This window comes from Streptomyces sp. NBC_01622 (assembly GCF_045209635.1).
Taxonomy (GTDB): Bacteria; Actinomycetota; Actinomycetes; order Streptomycetales; family Streptomycetaceae; genus Streptomyces.
The window spans coordinates 3,968,134-3,988,926 of the sequence record NZ_CP109293.1 but is presented as its reverse complement, the minus strand read 5'-3'; the positions used below and the strand labels follow the sequence as shown (position 1 = coordinate 3,988,926).

Sequence of the window (20,793 nt, the reverse complement as noted above, 5' to 3'; positions counted from 1 at the left end):
ACGGAAGGTCAGCCTCGCTGGATTACTTCCTCTTTCTGGGGGTCGTAGGTCACGAGACCCCGGTTCTGTGCCATGGCGATGAGCGAGGTGGAGACTTCATCTTTCCGTGACCAGGAGACGGCGACCAAAACACATTCTCCAGTGCAGTAGACCGGGGAAGACCATGGAGATTCCTCCGCGTTCTCTTCCGATAGATCCGGATAAGCCTGCAAGGCATCGCGGCAGAATTCTGCTACCCCTGGATGCTCCGTTACGATTCCCGACTCCCCATCCGTCATGGCCGCGTACTTTTGGTATGCCGCCTCCGCGTTGATTGCTTTTTCTTCGTACCAGAATGCCAAGTCGTAGCTCATTTTTCATCTCTCTGTGGAGCAGCGTGGACGCCGTGTAGGCCCGGCGTCCACGCTGCTGTCGGCTCGGCAGACTAATCGTCCAGGCCCTTGCGCGACGTCATGCTACCGGGTGGGATCCAGGAATCGAAGACTCCTTCAAGCTTTATGCCGTCCTTGGTGGTAACCGTATTTCCGGGCAGGTTCAGCCAGTCGTCGAATTTCTTCTGATCCGGGTTGCGTCTGGCGCTTCCTCCCTTGGTTTCGATCCCGTACCAGTGTCCGTTGAATCCGACCAGCCCGTCATACTTGCGAACTTTGAACCCAGGCGCTTTGACCGCAACTTCCCTGCGGATGACCGTCGCACCATCCAGCTCCAAGTTCTCCCAGGTCGTCAGCTCGTCATTCGAACCATCACGACCCTCCTCACCGTCACGTGGGGCGTATTTACCCTTGGCGTCTCTGGGAGCTATACCGCCCGATTCGAGGATCGATGTCTCGGACTCGTATGCCTGTCTTCTCCATCCCGTGAGTCCCCCGACACCGCTGACGGCCAGCTGCTGGGCGAGTTCGTCAGCCGCCTGGGCGTACAGGTCGGCAAGCGCGTCGCAGCCCTGCTGGCGGAGCAGGTACTCGGCCCTATAGAGCCGGTACGCGGGGCGGACCGGCAGGTATTTGTCGACGAAGGCTCCGACGCCGCCGTTCTGTCCGGTGACGGCGTCGTGGGCGTCGCCCATGAACTCGAAAGGCGCCTTCAGGCCCTGTAGGAAGCCGTTGCCGAAGATCTTCAGACCTTCGCCGAGGCTGTCGACCTTCCCGTTGCCGTTGTCGCCTGGTACGGGCGTCAGGCCGCTGGGGTCGGTGTACACCGTGGGTGTGTTGTCGGCGTAGGCGTACGCGGAGACGTAGGCACTGTTGCGGTCGGGGGTCGCCGGGTCGGAGCGGTTGAAGCGGCCCGTGGTGGTGTTGTACTGGCGGGCGTGGAGGTCGAGGTTGCCCGTGGTGGTCTCGTAGCGGGCGCCCGTGTACGACGGGGTGCTCGCGGGTGCGCCGGTGGTGACTGTGCCCAGGACGCGGGTGCCGTAAGGGTCGTAGGCCCAGCGTTGGTAGAGCGTTCCGGTGCTGCCGGTGACGTCGACCGGGGAGCCCTGGGCGTCGTGGTGGTAGTAGAAGAGTGCGCCCGCGCCGGTCTCGGTGGCGGCGGGTTGGCCCAGTGGGTCGTAGCGGTACGACTGTTTGATGGCCCACGCGCTGTCGTACTCGGTGGCCATGATGGGCAGCGGGGCGTTGGGGTCCCACTGGGTGCGGGTGGTGACCGTTCCGTCCTTGCTGGCGGTGACCTGGTTGCCACTCGGGTCGTGGTCGTAGGTGTAGTTGCTGCCGGCGACGGTGGCGGCGGAGATCTGTCCGGCCAGGTCGTAGGTGTAGGTGTCGGCGCCCGCCTTGGTCTGGTTGCCCTCGCCGTCGTAGTTGTAGGCGGTGGTCGTGGTGCCGCTCGTCGTGGACGTCAGCTGGTCGGCCGCATCGTAGGAGTAACTCGTGCCGGTGGCGCCGAGGGATGAGGTCAGGCGGTTGCCGGCCTTGTCGTAGGTGTACGAGGTGGTACGGGTCGACGCGCAGCCGGTGACCCAGGGCTGCGGGTAGCAGCCGGATGTCAGGCGACCGGCGGTGTCGTACGTCTGGTCGTAGCCGCCGGTACCCACGCTGGCCCGGGTGACGTCGACGTGGGTGGGCAGTCCGGCCGCGGACAGGGTGAGGGCGGTCTTGGTGACCGTGGTGCCGGACTTGGCGGAGGTGACCGCGGTCAGCCGGCCGGCTCGGTCGTAGGCGCGGTCCTCGGTCTCGGTGTTGGGCAGCGTGGATCGGGTCAGGTTGCTCGAAGCGTCCCAGGCGTAGTTGGTGGTGACTCCGTCGGCCGTCATCGACGAGGTGCGGCCGTCGTTGTCGTAGGCGTAGGCGATGGTGTTGCCGTCGGAGTACTTGCGGGTGAGCATCTGCCCGGCGGCGTCGTAGGTGTAGGCGAAGCTGCGCGTCTTGGTGAGATGGCCGGCCGCGTCGTAGCCGAAGTCCTCGGAGATCTTGGAATTGGCGCGGGTTGTCATGCGCCCCGCGGCGTCGTAGGCGTACGACACGTCGGGGGTGCTGTCCGAGTAGTCGACCTTGGTGAGCTGCCCGCGGGCATCGAAGAGATAGCTGGTGGAGCCGACCGGGGTGGTCTTCTTGGTGAGGTTGCCCTCGGCGTCGTACGCGTACGACGCCGCGCGGTTGAGCGGGTCGGTGATCGTGGTCAGTCGGCGAGCGTCGTCGTAGGCGTACGCCGTGGCGTGGCTGTTGGCGTCGGTGCGCTTGGTGACATTCCCTGCCGCGTCGTACTCGTAAGCGGTCTTGCCGCCGTCGGCCGCTGTGACCGTGGTGAGCTGGTCGAGCTTGTCGTAGCCGTACGTCGTCACGCGCTTGTCGGCGTCGGTGCGCTTGGTGACGTTGCCCGCCGCGTCGTACTCGGTGCCGGTCACACCGCCGAGCGGGTCGGTGACGGTCGTGAGGTTCCCGGCCGGGTCGTAGCCGTTGGCGGTGGTGAACTGCGCCGGGTCGGCGCCCGAGACGTTGCCGCGCGGATCGACCGAGGTGGCCTGGCGGCTGTCGCCGTCGTAGGTCCAGGACTCCTTGTTGCCCAGCGAGGAGGTTCGGCTGAGCAGGTTGCCGTCGGTGTCGTAGGCGTAGGTGGTGGTCTTGCCGAGCTGGTCGGTGGTGGTGCTCAGCCGGTCGTTCTTGTCGTAGACCGAGGAGACGCTCTTGCCGAGGGGATCGGTGACCTTGGTGACGTTGTCGACCGCGTCGTAGGCGTACGCCGTCACGTTGCCCAACGGATCGGTGACCTTGGTCGGCCGGTTCACGGCGTCGTACTCGGTGCTGACGGTCGCGCCGGTGGGGCCGGTGACCTTGGTGCGGTTGCCCACCTCGTCGTAGGCGTAGCTCGTCGTGTAGGCGGCGAGATCGGCGCCGGAGACGTTGCCACGCGCGGAGACCGTGCTCAGCAGCCGCCCGAGCTTGTCGTAGGTGTAGGTCGTCCTGTCGCCCAGCGGGTCGGTCTCGGAGAGGAGCTGGCCGCCGGAGTCGTAGGTGCGGGTGACCGACTTGCCGGCCGCGTCGGTGGTCCGCAGCAGGTTTCCGGCGTCGTCGTAGCCGTACGTGGTGGTGTTGCCTGCCGGGTCCTTGGCGGAGGTCAGCTGCTCGGCGCCGTTGTAGCCGTAGGTGGTGGTGCGGCCCAGCGGGTCGGTGGCGGTGCTGAGCAGACCACGCCCGTCGTAGGTGTACTTCGTGGTGTAGGCCGCCGGGTCGGCGCCGGAGACGTTCCCGCGGGGGTCGGTCTTGGAGAGGATGCGGCCTGCACCGTCGTAGGTGAACGTCGACTTCTCGCCGAGCGGGGTGGTGACCGAAGTCCGGTTGCCCGCCGCGTCGTAGCCGTACGTCGTCAGCTTGCCGCGCGGGCTCGTCACCGTCCCCAGGGCGCCCAGCGACGTGTACGTGTACGACGTCTTGCCGGCGAGCGGATCAGTGCTGGAGGTCAGCTGGTTGGCCGTGTTGTAGGCATACGACGTCCTGTTGCCGCGCCCGTCGGTGTGGCTGAGGATGTTGCCCGCGCTGTCGTAGGTCCAGCTCTCGGAGTAGCCGAGTGACGACGGCGCGCTGCGGGTGAGCATGCGTCCGGCGCTGTCGTACGTCATCGACGTGGTGTTGCCGCGCTGGTCGGTGATCTCCGTCGGGCGCAGATAGCGGTCGTAGTCGTACGAGACGGTGTTGCCGTACGGGTCGATGCTCTCCATCAGCATGTTGCCGGCGTAGATGTCGCTCCACACACCGCCGTCGGGGGCCGTGGTGTGCGAAACCCCGCCGCTGTCCCAGATGAAGCTCGTGGTCTTGCCGTTGGGGTCCTTCTGCGAGTTGACCCGGCCGGTGGAGTCGTAGCTGTTGGTGACTTTGCCGCCGGCGGGATCGGTGTAGGAGGTGAGTCGCTTGTCGGCGTTGTATCCGTAGGAGGAGACCTTGCCCGCCGGGTCGGTGACCCCCGTCAGCAGACCGTCCGTGTAGGCGTACGACACCGAGGTGGAGTCCGGGAGGCTCACCTTGGTGGCCTGGCCGTCCGCGTTCAGGGTGAAGCCCGTGGTGCGGCCCGCCGCGTCCTTGACGGAGGACAACTTGCCCGAGGTGTACGTCAACGTCAGGCCCTTGCCGGCGTTGTCGACGAGCGACGTGAGCTGTCCGGTGCTGTTGAAGGTCCTCGTGGTGTGGTCGGGGGTGGTGAGGGTGTAGGTGCTGGTGCCTTTGACGAGCTTGGCGACCGACCCTGCGGGTGTGGTGTACGTCCCGTCGCTGGCCTGCGGGAACACGAACCTGGCTCCGTCATCGGCCTGATAGGTGACCTTGTCGGAGGCGATCGTCAGCTTCGTGTCGAAGGGAGTCGCCCAGCCGGGGCCGAGCAGTCCGGTCGCCGTGGAGTCGGAGCGGTACGTGCGGTCGAGGGCCACTTGTTTGCCGACGCCGATCGTCTGGGCGTCGGTGAGTTGCTCGAAGAACATGCCGGTGGCCGTGCTGACCGGGTCCGCGCGGTGGGCCTGTCCGTAGCAGGAGCAGATGCCGGCCTGGGCGCCGGGGATATCGGGGGTGTAGAACGCCTGGACCAGTGGAGAGGTGGTGCCATTCGGGCTGTAGGTACCGTCCGCACCCTTGAGGTAGATGTGGGCGTAGTAGTTCTTGCCGTCTTCGAGGTATCCGCCCAGAGCGTTCCCACCCCACCAGAAGCATTGGTCGTCGGCGTGGGGCTCGTTCGGCCACCAGCCGTAACACCAGGCTCCGTTGTCCAGCTGCCCCTTCCCCACCGGATCATCGGTGGCCTTGTTGATCTCCTGGGCATAGACGACCGTTCCCGCCTCGTTCCGGATGAGCAACAGCAGCCCTGAATAGGACGAACCGGTGCCGGAGGAGAACTGCAGGTATCCGCCGATGCTGAGCCTCCCCGGAGAAGCCAGGGCCAAGCTCGAAACCCATGCCGGATCAGCGGTTGCCGCCGCTGTTAGGGGCCGGCGCGTCGTGTTCCCCTCAGCGATGAGGCGGCGCTCGAGAGCGCTTTTGCCGGGTCTGGGGTGGGGCTTGCCCACCGGTTTCCTGGTGGGTGAGTCTCTGTAGCGACGCATGGGTGACAGCTCGTCCAGGGACTGCTTCACCTGCTTCCGGCGCTCCGTCAAGGTCATGGCCTTGGGAGGCTTCGGCCGATCGGCCTGGACTTTCTGGACGGAAGCCGAGGCCGACGTGGTGACGGCGTCGGTCGACTTGCCGGTCGATCTGCTGGGCAGGGCCCACGCGGGTGCGACGCCTGCGACTGCTATCAGAGCCAGGCTCAGGATCGCGATGACGAATCTTCGTGCTCGTGTGTGCACTGCGTACCCCCTGTGTTCCTGCTGTGAAGGGTGTGACGCGGTGATCATTGGCCTGAGTGCCTGTGGGTGAACCTGCTGCATGAGGGTTGGCTGAAAGCCTCAGAAGGGTGATCGGCTTGCCGTTGTGAATTGCCTGGCCGCGTGGACGCGATACATCCAACTCCATGGGAGATGGGCGCGAACACGCCTATTGTTGGTGGCGGGCCATCTGAATTCCTCATGGATATCGGATGGATTAGAGGTAACTGATCGATCCGTCTTCTGTCTGTGTGACGGGCGCCGTCGTCCGTGAGGGGCGAAAACGGGCAGGCGAGCCCGCCCATGACCGCTGCGGTGGTTGCTGTCGCCTTCGTGTCGAGCCCGTCGGCGTATGCATTAGCCCTACCCGCGTCCGTAGGTGCCCAGTTGTCGTTGGACTGGCCAGCGTGTTTCGTCATCCGATGTGAGTACGTTCCGGATACGGAACTTCCTGCAAGGCGCCGTTGGCCGTTGGCTCGGGTCTCAACTCGCAATGCGTACGATTTCGATGGCGAGGGTGCCCAGAGCTTCCTTCTCGGGCGAGTAGATAGCGCGAATGTTGGTGAGTTGCTGTTCGCGGGCGGCGGTCGGGTTGACGTTGGCCGCTCCCTCGCCGTCAAGCAGCGCCTCAAAGTTGGGGTACTCGTTTACGCGCTTGACCTTTACTTCGCAGGTCTCATCGGTGCCCTTGATGCGGAACCGGATGATGTCACCGGCGGCGAGGTCGGCGAGGTGCGGGTACTTCACCCGTACCTCGATGGTCTTGGTGCCCGCGGCGACGAGGTCGAAGTACTGGCGGTAGAGGTTGAGTTCGCGGACGCGGGCGGTGGTGTCAATCATGGGGCGGGAACGCTCCTGAGGGCTGGCGCGGTCATCATGCGGCCGATCTCGGCGGCCGAGTACGAGCGGAAGAAGTGGCGGGGGTCGGACAGCAACGTATCGGTCATGGCCAGCAGTTGCTCGGCGTACTCGGCGATGGTGCCGGGCCACTGCCGGGTATCGAGCATCCAGCTGGCTGCGCCCTCCGGCAGAGAAACCCGGCCCTCGCGGATCAGTGACTTGGACAGCTTGGCGCCGGTGTCGGTGACGACCTGGGGGCAGAACAGGCGGGCCGGGAGCTGTCCGCGGGTGAGGCCGACGGCCTGGAGAGCCTCGTCGACCAGGTGGGAGCCGAAGACCCAGTCGCCGCCCTTGACCATGACGTGCAGGGTGCCGTGGGGGTTTGACAGGGCGAGTTCTTTGACGAGGTTGCGGTACAGCGTGGCCAGGTCGAGGTAGGCGCCATCGGCCGGGCGATGGTGGCCTGGTAAGGACCGTGGCGGAGGCAGACGGCAGCCACTTGCGCGGCCTCGCGGTCGGTGAGTTGGACGCGAGCGCGCTCGGCGTGCTTCTCGGCCCAGCCGCAGCCAGGCTGTGGGCATGGGACGCGCACGTGCGGCGTGCCGGTGGAGGGGGCCAGCCACCAGCGGGCGGCGTCGAGGCGAGGGGGGAGCCGTAGCCAGGTGCGGCGGAAGTGCTCGCCAGCCTGCTGCTGGCTGTAGGTCTCGACCTGGTGCGGGATGCCCAGACGCCGGGACAGCGCGGTGAACAGGGGTTGATAGAGGGCGCCGACGAGGTCGGTCAGGGCCTGATCGCCGAGGGCCTGGGCGTAGGCATGCTGGTAGCGGTGACCGCTGACCGGGTCGGTGGTCAGCTCGTGTGGGGCGTTGTCGAGGGCGCTGAACAGGACCTCGGTCGAGATGCCGAAGCGGTCGCGCAGGCGGGCGGCCATGGCGAAGGCGAGTGACTGTACGAGCGAGGTGCCGATGTGCGGGGCGCCGTTGATCTGGGCGCCGACGACCAGCACGATCCGCTGGGGTGGGGTGGCCAGGATGCGTGGGGTCAGGACGTCCTCGGCAGGGTGGAGGGCGTTGGCCAGGACGGTGTTCGGTGAGACGGGGTGGGTCGTCAAGGGATGTCCCCCTGGGGTGGGTTGGGGTTCATTCGGTTCGGGTGTGGCCGAAGAGGAGGCGCTGGCGGGGCGTGGCGTGGTCCAGGTAGGTGTCGATCTCTGCCGGCGTGGCATTGCGGGAGAGCGGGTCGAGGCCCAGGACAAGGGCTGCCGGGGTTCCTTGGCCGAGGAGCAGGGTCCAGGGGCGGCCTGCGGGGATCCGTTTTCGGTTGGGGGGTGCCGGCGACGCGCAAGGCCACCTCGGTCGGGGTGATCTGGCGCAGACGCGGTCCGATGTCCGGCGGAGGTGCGGTGGCGGGGCTGAGGTGCAGAGCTTCGGCGACCGCGCGCATGCGTTGTTCGATGACCGTCGGCGACTCGTAGAGGCTGCGGGGTTGTTGGGGCACCGGCAGGAGGCAGCACAGAGCGGTGCCGGTCGGGGCGGTGTCCAGCCACGTGGTGGTAGCCAGGGAGGCGATCAGACCGGCGGTCAGCGTGAACGCCTCGGTATTGGCCGGCGCCAGCATGTCGGCACCGTGCTGTGGTGGAAGGCGGCCCAGACGCACTTGCCGGGGCCATGGCGTTCTTCTACGCCCCAGTGGTCGGCCACTGCGGATACGAGGAGCAGGCCGCGGCCTTCGGCGTCGGTGCTCCGTGCCTCTCGCTTGATGGGTGTGCCGTTGCCGCCGTCGTGCACCTCGATACGCAGCACGGTGGCGTGCAGTTCGACGCGTACGAGGACCTGACCGCCTGCAGGGGCTCCGTGCAGGATGGCGTTGGTGGCGAGTTCGGAGATGCACAGCCGGATGTCGTCGAGGCGTTCGGTCCGACCCCATTGGGTAAGGGTCTCGGCGACGAAGGAGCGGGCGGCTCCTGGGGTGGTCCGGCGTCGGTCGAAGAGCATCGTTTTGTGCTCGACGGCGCCTTCGAGGGCTTGGTCCGGCGCGAGGGTGTCCGGCTCGCCGGGCAGTCTGCTGGGCATGGCCAACAGCCAACCGCTGCGCTGCTCATCAGGCTGCGTACCGAGCGTGGCTGGTCCCAGCAACAGGTGGCCGACGAGTACAACGCCCTGGAGGGGCGTGCCACCAAGACGGGCAAGGAGATCGGGCGTTACGAGCGCGAGGTACGCATCCCGGTGCCGTACACGCGGAAATACCTGGCGCAGGTGTTCGGCGTCGATGCTGGGGAACTCGACCGAGCGGTTGCGATCAGCAAGAGCCGACGGAACGGCGGCGGCCCGGCAGAAGCGCAACAGACGCTGCCCGCGCAGCGCATGGCGCATCCGCGCACCGCAGTGGGGGCTGTGTCGGTGGATGCCGTGGACTCGGCGGAGTTCGCCCGGTTCACGCGCAGCGGAACGCCGACGAGTTTGTCGTAGAGCAGTTGGAGGCCGATATCACTCGGCTCGCCCGTAGCTACGTCAGTCACCCGCTGCTGGAGCTGTACGTCGAGATCAAGCGACTGCGGAACGGGGTGTTCGAGCTGTTGCGCGGACGACAGCACCCCCGGCAGACCACCGACCTGTACGTCGCGGCCTCCCGTCTGTGCGGCCTGTCCGCTCACGTGTGCCTGGACCTGGGCGACTACGACTCCGCAGCCACACACGCTCGCACTTCCCGGGCGTGCGCCGAAGCTGCCGGCCATGAAGGGATGTTGGCCTGGGTGCGAGCCGTTGAGTCTTTGATCGCCTACTGGACTGGACGGTACGAGCAGGCGGCGCGGCTGGCGCAGGCGGGTCGTCGGCACCGGGCTGGCGGGAGCATCGGGGCTCGGCTGGCGAGCCTGGAGGCGCGGGCGCCGGCCATAGTGGGAGACCGGGTGGGTGTAGTGGCCGCGCTGGCGGATGCCGAGCGCTCTCGCGAGGCGATGGTGGGTCTCGACGAGGTGCCAGGCATCTTCGCTTTCCCGGCTGCCAAGCAGTTCACGTACGCCGGTACGAGCTACCTGGCGGTGGGCGGACGGGAGCAAGTTCAGCAAGCCATCGTCAGCGCGGAACCGCGATCCGGCTCTACCGCAGCGCCGAGGACGACGACCAGTCGGTGGGCGACCTGTTCGCCGCCCATGTCGATCTCGCCTGTGGCCATCTGCTTCTGGGTGATCTGGACGGCACAGAGGAGGTGCTCGCCTTCGTCCTCGACTCCTCCCCGGAGCGCATGTCGGCCAGTATCGTGCGCCGGCTCATCGCTCTAGGTCGGGAGCTGAGCGGGCCGCAGTACGGTGGAGCCGCGCAGGCGGCACACCTGCGTGAACGACTCCACCACACGGCCGTCCTTGCGACCTCACCCGCCGCCCCTCCCACGGAGCTGCCGACGTGACCGAACTGTCCGCACACGCCGCCGTCACCGACCGGAGCCGCCTCGCCGGAAGCGCCTACAGCAGCGACCGGGATCTCGCCGCTCGCCAGTCGCTCTACCAGTGGCAGACGCCTCGTTACGACCTGCCCGGTATCGTCGCCGAGAAGCTGAGCGGTGTGCGTGGGCATGTGGTCGATGTCGGTTGCGGCAACGGCAAGTTCATCCAGCGGCTGCGCGAGAACCGTCCCGATCTGGCCCTGTTGGGCCTGGACATCGCCCCCGGCATCCTCGCCGACGTCCCCGGCCCGGTCGGCGTGGCTGATGCGATCCGCCTGCCGCTGGCGACCGAGAGCGTTGATGCCGCCCTGGCGCTGCACATGCTTTACCACGTCTCCGACATCCCACAGGCGGTCAGGGAACTGTCCCGCGTAGTTGCCCGTGACGGGCTGGTGATCGCCTCCACCAACAGCGACCGGGACAAGGCGGAACTCGACGACCTGTGGCAGCGGGCTGCGGGCGATGTCCTCGGCACCGGCGGCGGCCCGGCCCGTGTATCGCTCAGCGCCCGCTTGTCCCTGGAGAAGGCCTCGGCCTTCCTGGGTGAGGAATTCGGGCGGGTGGAGACGATGGAACTGCCCGGCACCATCACGGTCGACGATCCTGAGCCGGTCATCGCGCATATGGCTTCCTACCGGGCCTGGGCGGACCAGCACGACGTGCCGTTCTACGCCACGATCGAGCGGGCCCGAACGATCCTCGTGGATCACATCGCCCGGTATGGGGCTTTCGAGATCACGTGTCTGGGAGGTGTCCTCGTCTGCCGTCGCTGACGCAGGAACGACGAAGGGACCCCGCCGGCGAACCGGCAGAGCCCCTTCCCCATACCCACTGACCCGCGATGGTGCACCGATCGCCGGTCGGGCCGGGGCAGTTGGGGGTGTCAGGCCTTCTTGGTCTCCCAGAAGATCTTGTCGATCTGGGCGATGTAGTCCAGCGCCTTCTGGCCCGTCGCCGGGTCGGTGGACGCCTTGGCGGCCGAGAGGGCCTTCAGGGTGTCGTTGACCAGTTGGTGCAGCTCCGGGTACTTCTCGAAGTGCGGGGGCTTGAAGTAGTCGCTCCAGAGCACCGAGACGTGGTGCTTCGCGAGCTCGGCGCGCTGTTCCTTGATGACGGTGGCACGCGCCTGGAAGTGCGGGTCGTCGTTGGCGGCCATCTTGTCCTGTACGGCCTTCACCGACTCCGCCTCGATGCGGGCCTGGGCCGGGTCGTACACACCGCAGGGCAGGTCGCAGTGCGCGCTGACCTTCACCTTGGGGGCAAACAGGCGGGAAAGCATGGAGCGTTCCTTCCTCGTGATCGTCTTCTCAGGTGGGACATTACTCCCTGGAGAAGCTGATTTCGCGAGTGCCCCCATGGGCTTAGGACAAAAGTCCGGGGTCGGACTCAGACTGGTGGAGGATAGGACCGGGGAGGTGCCGGGGATGCCGGAGCTGTCGCAGGAGACCGAGCGCGGGAGGGCCGTACTGCCCTTCGGGACGGCCGAGGTGACCGGGCCGTCCATGGTGCCGACGCTAGTCCACGGGGATCTGCTCGTGGTGCAGTACGGCGCCAGGATCAGGCCCGGGGACGTCGTCGTGCTGCGGCATCCGTTCCAGCAGGACCTGCTGGTCGTCAAGCGGGCCGTGGAGCGGCGGGACGGCGGCTGGTGGGTGCTCGGGGACAACGCGTTCGCCGGCGGGGACAGTACGGACTACGGCGCCGTGCCCGAGGACCTGGTGCTGGGCAAGGTGCGTTTCCGGTACCGGCCGCTCAAGCCCGGTCAGCGTTCGCCGTTCGCGCTCGCGCGCTGGGCGCTCTCGGCCGCCAGGCCAGTCCTCTCCGACCGGTCGGCCTCCAGGCGCTTCCGGGCCCGGTAGGCGGCCACGTTGGCGCGGGTCGCGCAGCGGTCCGAGCAGTAGCGCCGGGAGCGGTTGGTCGAGGTGTCGAGGTATGCGTTGCGGCACGGGGGCGCCTCGCACAGGCCCAGGCGGTCGACGCCGTACTCGGTGAGGTGGAAGGCCAGGCCCATCGCCGCGATGGCTGCGTAGCCGGCGGTCGCGTTCGACGGATGGTCCGCGAGGTGCATGTGCCACAGCGGGCGGCCGTCGTCGTCCCGGTGGTTGTGCCCGGAGATCTGCGGACTGACCGGGAACTCCAGGAGGAGCGAGTTCAGCAGGTTCACGGAGAGCGTCTCGTCGCCGCCGTCGGCCGCCTCGAAGACCGCCCGCAGCCGTGCCCGGACCGAACGGAAGCGGGTGACGTCGGCGTCGGTGGCGCGGCGGGCCGCCTCCTTGTTGCTGCCGAACAGGTCCCGCACGGCCTCGACCGAGGTCAGGACGTCCTTGCCCCGGGCCGGTTCCTCGGTGTTGACGAGGCGTACGGCATAGTCCGAGTAATAGGCCAGTTCCACTTGTAGTCCTTACGGAGGCGCTCTATGGTCGTGGATGCGGTCGGGTAACAGCTGATCGTGCTTCCAGGGTATTACGGCGGTGGTACTACGGCAGTGGTACTACGACACGGAGTGGACAGGGGGCCTCATGACGACCGGTGTCGGAACCGACTGGCAGTCCTGGCAGGAGAGCTGGGACCGGCAGCAGGAGTGGTACATGCCCGACCGGGAGGACCGCTTCCGGATCATGCTCGACATGGTCGAGGCCTGCGTCGGGCCCGAGCCGCGCGTCCTCGACCTCGCCTGCGGCACCGGCAGCATCACGGCCCGGCTGGTGGCCCGCTTCCCCAACGCCACCAGTACCGGCGTCGACCTCGATCCCGCCCTCCTCGCCATCGCCCGCGGCACCTTCGAGGGCGACGAGCGGGTCTCCTTCGTCACGGCCGACCTCAAGGACCCGCGGTGGACGACGGAGCTGCCGTACGACTCGTACGACGCGGTCCTCACCGCCACGGCCCTGCACTGGTTGCGCAACGAACCCCTCGCGGCCCTCTACGGCGAACTCGCCGAACTCGTCCGCTACGGCGGCGTCTTCATGAACGCCGACCACATGATCGACGACACCACGCCCCGGATCAACGCGATCGAGCGCACCCGCAGCCACGCCCGTATGGAACAGGCCCAGAGGAACGGCGCCCTCGACTGGGCCGAGTGGTGGCAACTCGCCGCCCAGGACCCGGTCCTCGCCGCACCGACCGCCCGCCGCTTCGAGATCTACGGTGCCCACGCGGACGGCGACATGCCCTCACCGGCATGGCACGCGCGCATGCTGCGCGAGAAGGGGTTCGGGGAGGCGCGGGCGGTGTGGTGCTCGCCGTCGGACACGCTGCTGCTGGCGCTGAAGTAGGGGTTGCGGTTCCGGTATATCCGAAATTCCCATCCGGGTTGCATAGTTACTCAAGCAAATTGCTTGCCTCTCTATTTGGGTAGTGATCCAATGCTCACTCCAAGTCCACGGGGGGCTTGGAGTGGGGAAAGGTCCGGCGAGCAAGACATGTGCCGTGGATCAGGGATCCGTCTATGACGTCTGTTTCGACGCCGACGGAGACAAGTTCATTGTCAACGACCTTCGCAAGGACGGTATGCGTGCCGTCGTGAAGTGGAAGTCGATGGACGGATCGGGCCGAGTCGGGCAGTGCGCCGACACTGACGGCGCGTTCAACGCACCGAAGGTCTGCGACTGCGACTTCAAGGAAGGCCCGCAGAACTACGTCCTGTTCACGGGCTTCATCCAGGACGGGCCGCGCGGTGCCGCGCAGTTCATCTCCTACACGTACACCGGGCAAGTCGTACACGGTGAACTTCACCAAGAACCCGTGCGGTCGCAAGGTCCGGGCCTATGTCGGCTGTATCTACACCGACACGTTCTACCGGTCGAACAAATACGGAAAGACCCTCACCGGTGCGGGCACCAGCAAGGCGACCTGCGACTCGCGCGACATCATCGAGAAGCGCGGGCACCAGGTCTATGTGCCGGGCCAGGGCTGGACGACATACCTGCACTGAGCCATGTGCGGATGAAAAGGGCTGGGGCGGAAGGGAATTCCCTTCCGCCCCAGCCCTTTTTCGGTACCGCGGTTCAGAGCACCTTCGACAGGAACGACTTGGTCCGCTCGTGCTGGGGGTTCGTCAGGACCTCACGCGGGTGGCCGGACTCGACCACCACGCCGTCGTCCATGAAGACCAGCGAGTCGCCGACCTCGCGGGCGAAGCCCATCTCGTGGGTGACGACGATCATCGTCATGCCGTCCGCCGCCAGGTCCCGCATCACGTCCAGCACCTCGCCGACCAGCTCCGGGTCGAGCGCCGAGGTCGGCTCGTCGAAGAGCATCAGCTTGGGCTGCATCGCCAGCGCCCGGGCGATCGCCACCCGCTGCTGCTGGCCACCGGACAGCTGCGCCGGATAGTGATCCTTGCGGTCGCCGAGGCCCACGCGGTCCAGCAGCTGCTGCGCCCGTTCCCGGGCCACGGCCTTGGTCTCGCGCTTGACCTGGACCGGCGCCTCCATGACGTTCTCCAGCGCCGTCATGTGCGGGAAGAGGTTGAAGCGCTGGAACACCATGCCGATGTCCCGCCGTTGCGCGGAGACCTCCTTCTCCTTCAACTCGTAGAGCTTGTCGCCCTGCTGCCGGTAGCCGACCAGCCGGCCGTCGACGTAGAGCCGCCCGGCGTTGATCTTCTCCAGGTGGTTGATGCACCGCAGGAAGGTGGACTTGCCGGAACCGGACGGGCCGACCAGGCAGAACACCTCGCGCGGGTTCACCTCCAGGTCGATGCCCTTGAGGATGTGCGCGAGCCCGAACGACTTGTGCACGGCCTCGGCCCTGACCATCGGGTGGCCGCCGGTGCCCGGGGCGATGTCCTTGGCGAGACTGGTCATCGGGCCACCTCCGGGCGGCGGAACGAGCCGAACATGCGGAGGTACTTCCGCATCCGCTGCAGCGGGGTCGGCGGCAGACTGCGGCTCGAACCACGGGCGTAACGGCGCTCGACGTAGTACTGCACGATGCTGAAGACCGTGGTCAGGAACAGGTACCAGATGCACGCCACGAAGTACATCTCGACGACCGCCAGCGAGGTGCTGGAGATGTCCGTGGCCTTCTTGATCAGCTCGGGGAGCTGGACGGCGTAGGCCAGGGACGAGGTCTTCAGCATGTTGATGAACTCATTGCCGGTCGGCGGGATGATGACCCGCATCGCCTGCGGGAGGACCACCCGGCGCAGCGTCTTGCCCTGCGTCATGCCCAGCGCGTGCGATGCCTCCGTCTGGCCCTCGTCGACCGACTGGATGCCGGCCCGGACGATCTCGGACATGTACGCGGCCTCGTTCAGGCCGAGTCCGAGCAGCGCCGTCAGGACCGGTGTCATCACCTGGTTCATCTCGTCCTTGTAGAACCCGAGGTTCAGGACGGGGAAGACCAGCGCGATGTTGTACCAGAGCAGCAGCTGCACCAGGACCGGGGTGCCGCGGAAGAACCAGATGTAGAACCACGCCACGGTGCTGGTCACCGGGTTCGACGACAGCCGCATCACGGCGATGACGATGCCGAGCACGACTCCGAGGAGCATGGCGAGCACCGAGATGTACAGCGTGGTCCAGGCGCCGGCCACGATGCCCGGGTCGAAGAGGTAGTCCGGGATCACGCCATAGTTGATCTTCGCGTTGGAGAACGCGATCCCGATCAGCGCCAGCAGGCCGAGGATCACGACCCCGGCCACCCAGCGGCCGTAGTGGCGGACCGGGATGGCCTTGATCTGCTCGGGCGGCACCGAGGGCGCGGGTGGCGGAACCCGGTCGGAAATCTCAGTCACGGTGACTGCCTTTCAGCGTCGCGCGGGATCAGGAGCCGCCGTTGATCTTGGCCTCGGTCACCGCGCCGTCCGTGACGTTCCACTTCTGCAGGATCTTGGTGTACTCGCCGTTCTTCATGATCGCGGCGAGGGCGGCCTGGAGGGCGTCGCGCAGCTGGGTGTTGCTCTTGCTGACGGCGATGCCGTACGGGCCTGCCTCGATCTGGTCGCCGACGACCTCGAAGTCCTTGCCGCCGCTGGAGGTCTTCGCGTTGTAGGCCGCCACCGGGAAGTCGTTCAGGTCGGCGACGGACGCGCCCTGCTTCAGACGCAGCAGCGCCTCGGGGTCGGTGTCGAAGGTCTGCAGCGTGATGGCCTTCTTGCCGTCGGTCGTACACTTCTTGCTCTGCGTCTTGGCGATGCCCTCGGATGTGGTGCCCTTCTGCAGGGCCACGACCTTGCCGCACAGGTCGTCGAGCGACTTGATGCCCTTCGGGTTGCCCTTCTGGACGAGGATCGACGTACCGGCGGTGAAGTAGTCGACGAAGTCGACGCCGTCGCCGACCTTCTTGCCGGTGTCCGAGTTGATGCCGTTCTGGCGGTCCTTGGTGTCGTTCATCGCCGACATGAGCACCTGGAAGCGCTTGGCCTGGAGGCCCACGATCAGGTTGTCGAACTTGCCGTTCTGGAACTCGAACTTGACGCCCAGCTGCTTGCCGAGCGCGTCCGCGATGTCGGGGTCGATGCCGACGGCCTTGCCGCTCTCCATGTACTCGACCGGCGGGTACGCGATGTCCGAGCCGACCTGGATGACACCCGCCTTGCGGATGTCGGCGGGGAGCTTGCTCGCGAGCGGCGCCGAGGAGGACGACGACGAGTCCGAGCTGCTGTTCTTGTTCGTCTGGTCACCGCAGCCGGCGAGCAGCAGGGAGCCGGCGACCGCGATCGCACCGACCGCTGCCAGCCGGGTGTGCGGGGCGGTCGTACGACGGGTGAAGCGTGCGGTCATGATGGGTTCCTCCGGCGGATGGATGGCGGTGCCGACGGGTCGACGAGAACACACACCTTCGGGTGTCGCGACCTCGTGTGATTAGGGCATCTTGCCATTCGGACTGAACCATTCAGGGGACTCCCTATGTCAAAATCGGATAACGGGTGACCCCCGAAACGCATCAGGTCGGTACATGAGGACGCCCTGATCACGGACCATCTGCTGGAATCACTCCTTCCGGCCGGAAGATCTTCGGTAGGTCCCACGATGTGATCGATCATCGTTCCGCCCTCGGCCGACGCGATGTGACCTTGCGCCTATTGGACTCGTCCTCGGTGCCGTCCGTCCGGTAAGAAGGTTCTTTACACCCCTCATCCGGGGCTCAGGGCGCGTGTGCGGCGCGCCCGTCGCGCAGGTGCTCGTACGCATCAACTCTCTGGGCCCTGCGCGGTGCCCGCCCACCCCTCACCAGGGAGTGGCCACCCTCAAAATCAATGAAGACTTAAGGGGTAAGACAAAGTGGCAGCGGAGATCGTCAATCCTCGCAGCGACAGCAGTACGGATCAGGACGGCGGGGCCGAGCCCCTCGATTCCTTCGATCCTGCGTTCGCGCTGCACCGCGGCGGCAAGATGGCCGTGCAGGCCACCGTGCCGATCCGCGACAAGGACGACCTGTCCCTGGCGTACACACCCGGCGTCGCGCGCGTGTGCACCGCCATCGCGGAGCAGCCGGAACTCGTCCACGACTACACATGGAAGTCGTCCGTGGTCGCCGTCGTGACGGACGGTACGGCGGTGCTCGGACTCGGCGACATCGGTCCCGAGGCCTCCCTCCCCGTCATGGAGGGCAAGGCGATCCTGTTCAAGCAGTTCGGCGGCGTGGACGCGGTGCCGATCGCGCTGGACTGCACCGGCGTCGACGAAATCATCGAGACCGTCGTGCGCCTCGCGCCCTCCTTCGGGGGCGTCAACCTGGAGGACATCTCGGCGCCACGCTGCTTCGAGATCGAGCGCAGGCTCCAGGAGCGGCTCGACATCCCCGTCTTCCACGACGACCAGCACGGCACAGCGATCGTGACGCTTGCGGCCCTCCGCAACGCGGCGAAGCTGACCGGGCGGGAGCTGGGCGACCTGCGGGCCGTCATCTCCGGCGCGGGTGCGGCCGGGGTGGCCATCGCCAAGTTCCTGCTGGAGGCAGGGCTCGGCGACGTGGCCGTCACGGACCGCAAGGGCGTCGTCTCGCGCGACCGGGACGACCTCACGCCGGTCAAGCGGGAACTCGCCGAGCTCACCAACAAGGCGGGACTCTCCGGGACGCTGGAAGCGGCGCTGGAAGGCGCCGACGTCTTCATCGGTGTCTCCGGCGGTACGGTCCCGGAGCCGGCGGTGGCCTCGATGGCCGACGGCGCGTTCGTCTTCGCCATGGCCAACCCGGACCCCGAGGTGCACCCCGATGTGGCGCACAAGTACGCGGCGGTCGTCGCCACGGGCCGGTCCGACTTCCCGAACCAGATCAACAACGTGCTGGCGTTCCCGGGCATCTTCGCGGGCGCGCTGCAGGTGCGGGCGTCTCGGATCACCGAGGGGATGAAGATCGCGGCGGCCGAGGCGCTGGCCGGGGTCGTCGGGGACGATCTCGCCCCGGACTATGTGATTCCGTCGCCGTTCGACGAGCGGGTCGCGCCTGCGGTCACCGCGGCTGTCGCGGCGGCGGCGCGGGCGGAGGGTGTTGCCCGACGGTAGTCCGAATGGCCCCGCCCACTCGGGCGGGGCCATTTTTTGCCCACCGGCCCACCCGATCGGGTGATTGAGGGGTGGACGTATTCCGTGGGAGCCCGGGTCGTTGTGCGGCTGGCGGCTGGCGGCTGGCGGCTGGCGGCTGGCGGCTGAGGGCTCTGGGCTCTGGGCCCTCGGCTGCGGCCTGGGTGGGCGTGTTGGCGTCGGTCCGGATATCTCAGCCCGTCCGGCGTTTGAGGGCAAGGCCGTTCGGGCCCAAAGCGGGGGTCTGAGGGGCGCAGCCCCCAGAAGACCCCGGCACAAACACCCCCCGCCCCTTGGCAAGAGGGCATGCGTCACACCGCGAGGTAGTTCCCCGCGCCACCGGCGGAGCCTATGGTCAAGGTCATGTTCGCCGTCTACGCCGCCCGAATCGACCGCGACCAGCCGCTCTCCGGCCTTGAGTTGGGGGAGCGTCCCGCCCCCGAGGCCCGGCCGGGCTGGAGCACCATCGATGTCAGGGCCGCCTCCCTCAACCACCACGACCTGTGGTCCCTGCGCGGCGTAGGCCTCGCGGAGGACAAGCTGCCGATGATCCTCGGCTGCGACGCCGCCGGCGTCGACGAGGACGGCAACGAGGTCGTCCTGCACTCCGTCATCGGCCAGACCGGCCACGGCGTCGGCCCCAGGGAACCCCGTTCCATCCTCACCGAGCACTACCAGGGCACCTTCGCCGAGCAGGTCGCCGTACCGACGTGGAACGTGCTGCCGAAGCCGAAGGAGCTGTCCTTCGCGGAGGCCGCCTGTCTGCCCACGGCCTGGCTGACGGCGTACCGCATGCTCTTCACCAACTCCGGCGTACGGCCCGGCGACTCGGTGCTCGTGCAGGGCGCGGGCGGCGGTGTCGCCACGGCGGCGATCGTGCTCGCGAAGGCGGCCGGGCTACGGGTCTTCGCGACCAGCCGGGACGAGGCCAAGCGGAAGCGCGCGCTGGAGTTGGGTGCCTTGGAGGCGGTGGAGCCGGGGGCTCGGCTGCCGCAGCGTGTGGACGCCGTCATCGAGACCGTCGGCGCGGCCACCTGGTCCCACTCGGTCAAGTCGCTGAAGCCCGGCGGCACGCTCGTCATCTCCGGTGCCACGAGCGGCGACCGCCCCTCGCACGCCGAACTGACCCGCATCTTCTTCCTCGAACTCAAGGTCGTCGGCTCGACCATGGGCACCAAGGACGAGCTGGAGGACCTGCTCGCCTTCTGCGCCACGACGGGTGTCCGCCCGGTCATCGACGAGGTACTCCCACTGGACCGGGCCCGCGAGGGCTTCGAACGCCTCGACTCCGGCGGCCAGTTCGGCAAGATCGTGCTCACGAACGGCTGACGTCTCGTCCCTTCTGTCTGGCTCACGGCCGGCCCGGTTCTTTCCGGGCCGGCCGTCGGCGTTTGTCAACTTTGATTGACAGGGGGGTGCCTGTCAACGTAGGTTGACATCATGACCGAAGCAACGGATCTCGCCGAGCGCGCGGGTGACCGTGACCCACGGGTCGGCCTCCGTGCCGTGTCCGCGCTGCGCAAGCTCGTGGAGCAACTGGAGGCGGTGCAGGTGCGCGCTGCGCGCAACCAGGGCTGGTCGTGGCAGGAGATCGCCGCGGAACTCGGAGTCAGCAGGCAGGCCGTCCACAAGAAGTACGGGAGGCAGTGATGTTCGAACGGTTCACGAAGGACGCCCGCGCCGTGGTGCAGGGCGCGGTGGAGCACTGCGAGCGGTCGGGGTCCGGTTCCGTCGACGCCGAACACCTGCTGCTGGCACTCCTCGACCGCGAGGGCAGTCGGGCCTCGTTCACCCTTACCGCCCTCGGCCTCACCACCGAAGAACGCAAGCAGTCCCTACGGCAGGCTCTGGACGACGCTCGCCGACGAGCCGGGCTCTCGCAGTCCGAGGCCGACGCCCTTGCCGGGCTCGGTATCGACGTCTCGGAGATCGTGGCTCGCGTCGAGGAGGTGCACGGTGTCGGGGCGATGTCCGGCGACCGCAAGGGCGGGAAGTTGTGGTCGGGCCGCCGTACCTTCAGCCGGGGTGCCAAGAACGTCCTGGAGAAGTCCCTGCGCATCGCCGTGGCCCACCACGACGGCCACATCGGCGACGAACACCTCCTCCTCGCCCTGACCATCCTCCCCGGCGTGCCGGGTGAGGTGCTCGCCGATCACGGGGTGACCCACGAGGCGGCGACACGAGTGCTGTACGGCGGGGGAGAGGCGAAGGCGGGCTGAGGAGCGGGGCGGTGCGCCTCGGTTTGATGTCGCGGCG

General features: G+C 67.4%; 19 protein-coding genes and 1 pseudogene. 10 read left to right on the top strand and 10 right to left on the bottom strand.

What is annotated here, in order from left to right:
* Positions 1-8 precede the first annotated feature (8 nt).
* The 5 genes and pseudogenes from OH768_RS17770 to OH768_RS17750 form a co-directional block, all read right to left on the bottom strand.
* Entirely contained in the window at positions 9-353 is a 345-nt protein-coding gene (locus OH768_RS17770) for a hypothetical protein (protein ID WP_406454741.1), read from the bottom strand.
* Positions 354-424: 71 nt separating this feature from the next.
* Complete coding sequence (locus OH768_RS17765) at positions 425-5,578, bottom strand: DUF6531 domain-containing protein (RefSeq protein WP_406465318.1); 5,154 nt, start codon at positions 5,576-5,578, stop codon at positions 425-427.
* A gap of 687 nt (positions 5,579-6,265) precedes the next feature.
* Positions 6,266-6,622 (bottom strand): ASCH domain-containing protein, encoded by a 357-nt coding sequence (locus OH768_RS17760; RefSeq protein ID WP_406454739.1) that lies wholly within the window; start codon positions 6,620-6,622, stop codon positions 6,266-6,268.
* Positions 6,619-7,733 (bottom strand): annotated as a pseudogene (locus OH768_RS17755) (hypothetical protein). Before OH768_RS17755 ends, OH768_RS17760 begins: the two are co-directional and overlap by 4 nt.
* Before the next feature lie 469 nt (positions 7,734-8,202).
* Positions 8,203-8,694, bottom strand: a complete 492-nt coding sequence (locus OH768_RS17750; protein ID WP_406454737.1) for an ATP-binding protein — start codon at positions 8,692-8,694, stop codon at positions 8,203-8,205.
* 66 nt (positions 8,695-8,760) lie between these two features.
* On the opposite strand from OH768_RS17750, the gene OH768_RS17745 reads away from it, so the two are divergent.
* The 3 genes from OH768_RS17745 (at position 8,761) to OH768_RS17735 (ending at position 10,836) form a co-directional block, all read left to right on the top strand.
* Entirely contained in the window at positions 8,761-9,090 is a 330-nt protein-coding gene (locus OH768_RS17745) for a hypothetical protein (protein WP_406454735.1), read from the top strand.
* Between the two features lie 661 nt (positions 9,091-9,751).
* Positions 9,752-10,027 (top strand): hypothetical protein, encoded by a 276-nt coding sequence (locus OH768_RS17740; protein ID WP_406454733.1) that lies wholly within the window; start codon positions 9,752-9,754, stop codon positions 10,025-10,027.
* Complete coding sequence (locus tag OH768_RS17735; RefSeq protein ID WP_406454729.1) at positions 10,024-10,836, top strand: class I SAM-dependent methyltransferase; 813 nt, start codon at positions 10,024-10,026, stop codon at positions 10,834-10,836. Before OH768_RS17740 ends, OH768_RS17735 begins: the two co-directional genes overlap by 4 nt.
* 110 nt (positions 10,837-10,946) lie before the next feature.
* On the opposite strand, the gene sodN is transcribed toward OH768_RS17735, so the two are convergent.
* Positions 10,947-11,342: a superoxide dismutase, Ni gene (sodN, locus tag OH768_RS17730; RefSeq protein WP_019075224.1), complete on the bottom strand. Its 396-nt coding sequence runs from the start codon at positions 11,340-11,342 to the stop codon at positions 10,947-10,949.
* Positions 11,343-11,487: 145 nt separating this feature from the next.
* Here sodN and sodX point away from each other — a divergent pair, with 145 nt between their 5' ends.
* Entirely contained in the window at positions 11,488-11,922 is a 435-nt protein-coding gene (gene sodX, locus OH768_RS17725) for a nickel-type superoxide dismutase maturation protease (RefSeq protein WP_406454727.1), read from the top strand.
* On the opposite strand, the gene OH768_RS17720 is transcribed toward sodX, so the two are convergent.
* Entirely contained in the window at positions 11,826-12,455 is a 630-nt protein-coding gene (locus tag OH768_RS17720) for a CGNR zinc finger domain-containing protein (RefSeq protein ID WP_406454725.1), read from the bottom strand. The two genes, sodX and OH768_RS17720, sit on opposite strands and share 97 nt — an antisense overlap.
* Before the next feature lie 127 nt (positions 12,456-12,582).
* On the opposite strand from OH768_RS17720, the gene OH768_RS17715 reads away from it, so the two are divergent.
* The gene (locus OH768_RS17715) at positions 12,583-13,341 is read left to right on the top strand and encodes a class I SAM-dependent methyltransferase (protein ID WP_406454723.1); all 759 of its coding nucleotides are present in this window, start codon (positions 12,583-12,585) and stop codon (positions 13,339-13,341) included.
* Positions 13,342-13,790: 449 nt separating this feature from the next.
* Entirely contained in the window at positions 13,791-14,000 is a 210-nt protein-coding gene (locus tag OH768_RS17710; protein WP_406454721.1) for a hypothetical protein, read from the top strand.
* A 73-nt stretch (positions 14,001-14,073) separates the two neighbouring features.
* Here OH768_RS17710 and OH768_RS17705 read toward each other — a convergent pair whose 3' ends face one another.
* Genes OH768_RS17705 through OH768_RS17695 form a run of 3 tightly spaced genes read right to left on the bottom strand, consistent with a single transcriptional unit; the run spans position 14,074 to position 16,794 of the window.
* Positions 14,074-14,874, bottom strand: coding sequence for an amino acid ABC transporter ATP-binding protein (locus OH768_RS17705; RefSeq protein ID WP_406454719.1), 801 nt, complete (start codon positions 14,872-14,874; stop codon positions 14,074-14,076).
* Positions 14,871-15,806 carry an amino acid ABC transporter permease gene (locus OH768_RS17700; RefSeq protein ID WP_406454717.1) on the bottom strand — a complete coding sequence of 312 codons (936 nt, stop codon included), beginning with the start codon at positions 15,804-15,806 and terminating at the stop codon, positions 14,871-14,873. The genes OH768_RS17705 and OH768_RS17700 overlap by 4 nt, the downstream gene beginning before the upstream one ends.
* Positions 15,807-15,834: 28 nt before the next feature.
* Positions 15,835-16,794: an ABC transporter substrate-binding protein gene (locus OH768_RS17695; RefSeq protein ID WP_406454715.1), complete on the bottom strand. Its 960-nt coding sequence runs from the start codon at positions 16,792-16,794 to the stop codon at positions 15,835-15,837.
* A gap of 501 nt (positions 16,795-17,295) precedes the next feature.
* Here OH768_RS17695 and OH768_RS17690 point away from each other — a divergent pair.
* From OH768_RS17690 to OH768_RS17675, 4 genes are all read left to right on the top strand, one after another.
* A complete protein-coding gene (locus tag OH768_RS17690; protein ID WP_406454713.1) occupies positions 17,296-18,519 on the top strand; it encodes an NADP-dependent malic enzyme in 1,224 nt (407 codons plus the stop codon).
* 381 nt (positions 18,520-18,900) lie between these two features.
* Entirely contained in the window at positions 18,901-19,866 is a 966-nt protein-coding gene (locus OH768_RS17685; RefSeq protein WP_362984907.1) for a zinc-binding dehydrogenase, read from the top strand.
* 111 nt (positions 19,867-19,977) lie between these two features.
* Positions 19,978-20,187 (top strand): helix-turn-helix domain-containing protein, encoded by a 210-nt coding sequence (locus OH768_RS17680; protein ID WP_359602372.1) that lies wholly within the window; start codon positions 19,978-19,980, stop codon positions 20,185-20,187.
* The gene (locus tag OH768_RS17675) at positions 20,187-20,756 is read left to right on the top strand and encodes a Clp protease N-terminal domain-containing protein (RefSeq protein ID WP_406454710.1); all 570 of its coding nucleotides are present in this window, start codon (positions 20,187-20,189) and stop codon (positions 20,754-20,756) included. Before OH768_RS17680 ends, OH768_RS17675 begins: the two co-directional genes overlap by 1 nt.
* Positions 20,757-20,793 lie beyond the last annotated feature (37 nt).

What these genes read in the sequence shown, in the direction of transcription:
- OH768_RS17715 (WP_406454723.1), top strand. Translation starts at nt 12,583, where the DNA reads ATGACGACCGGTGTCGGAACCGACTGGCAGTCCTGGCAGGAGAGCTGG.
- sodN (WP_019075224.1), bottom strand. Translation starts at nt 11,342, where the DNA reads ATGCTTTCCCGCCTGTTTGCCCCCAAGGTGAAGGTCAGCGCGCACTGC.
- OH768_RS17675 (WP_406454710.1), top strand. Translation starts at nt 20,187, where the DNA reads ATGTTCGAACGGTTCACGAAGGACGCCCGCGCCGTGGTGCAGGGCGCG.
- OH768_RS17695 (WP_406454715.1), bottom strand. Translation starts at nt 16,794, where the DNA reads ATGACCGCACGCTTCACCCGTCGTACGACCGCCCCGCACACCCGGCTG.
- OH768_RS17760 (WP_406454739.1), bottom strand. Translation starts at nt 6,622, where the DNA reads ATGATTGACACCACCGCCCGCGTCCGCGAACTCAACCTCTACCGCCAG.
- sodX (WP_406454727.1), top strand. Translation starts at nt 11,488, where the DNA reads ATGCCGGAGCTGTCGCAGGAGACCGAGCGCGGGAGGGCCGTACTGCCC.
- OH768_RS17680 (WP_359602372.1), top strand. Translation starts at nt 19,978, where the DNA reads ATGACCGAAGCAACGGATCTCGCCGAGCGCGCGGGTGACCGTGACCCA.
- OH768_RS17705 (WP_406454719.1), bottom strand. Translation starts at nt 14,874, where the DNA reads ATGACCAGTCTCGCCAAGGACATCGCCCCGGGCACCGGCGGCCACCCG.
- OH768_RS17770 (WP_406454741.1), bottom strand. Translation starts at nt 353, where the DNA reads ATGAGCTACGACTTGGCATTCTGGTACGAAGAAAAAGCAATCAACGCG.
- OH768_RS17765 (WP_406465318.1), bottom strand. Translation starts at nt 5,578, where the DNA reads ATGACCTTGACGGAGCGCCGGAAGCAGGTGAAGCAGTCCCTGGACGAG.
- OH768_RS17685 (WP_362984907.1), top strand. Translation starts at nt 18,901, where the DNA reads ATGTTCGCCGTCTACGCCGCCCGAATCGACCGCGACCAGCCGCTCTCC.
- OH768_RS17750 (WP_406454737.1), bottom strand. Translation starts at nt 8,694, where the DNA reads ATGCCCAGCAGACTGCCCGGCGAGCCGGACACCCTCGCGCCGGACCAA.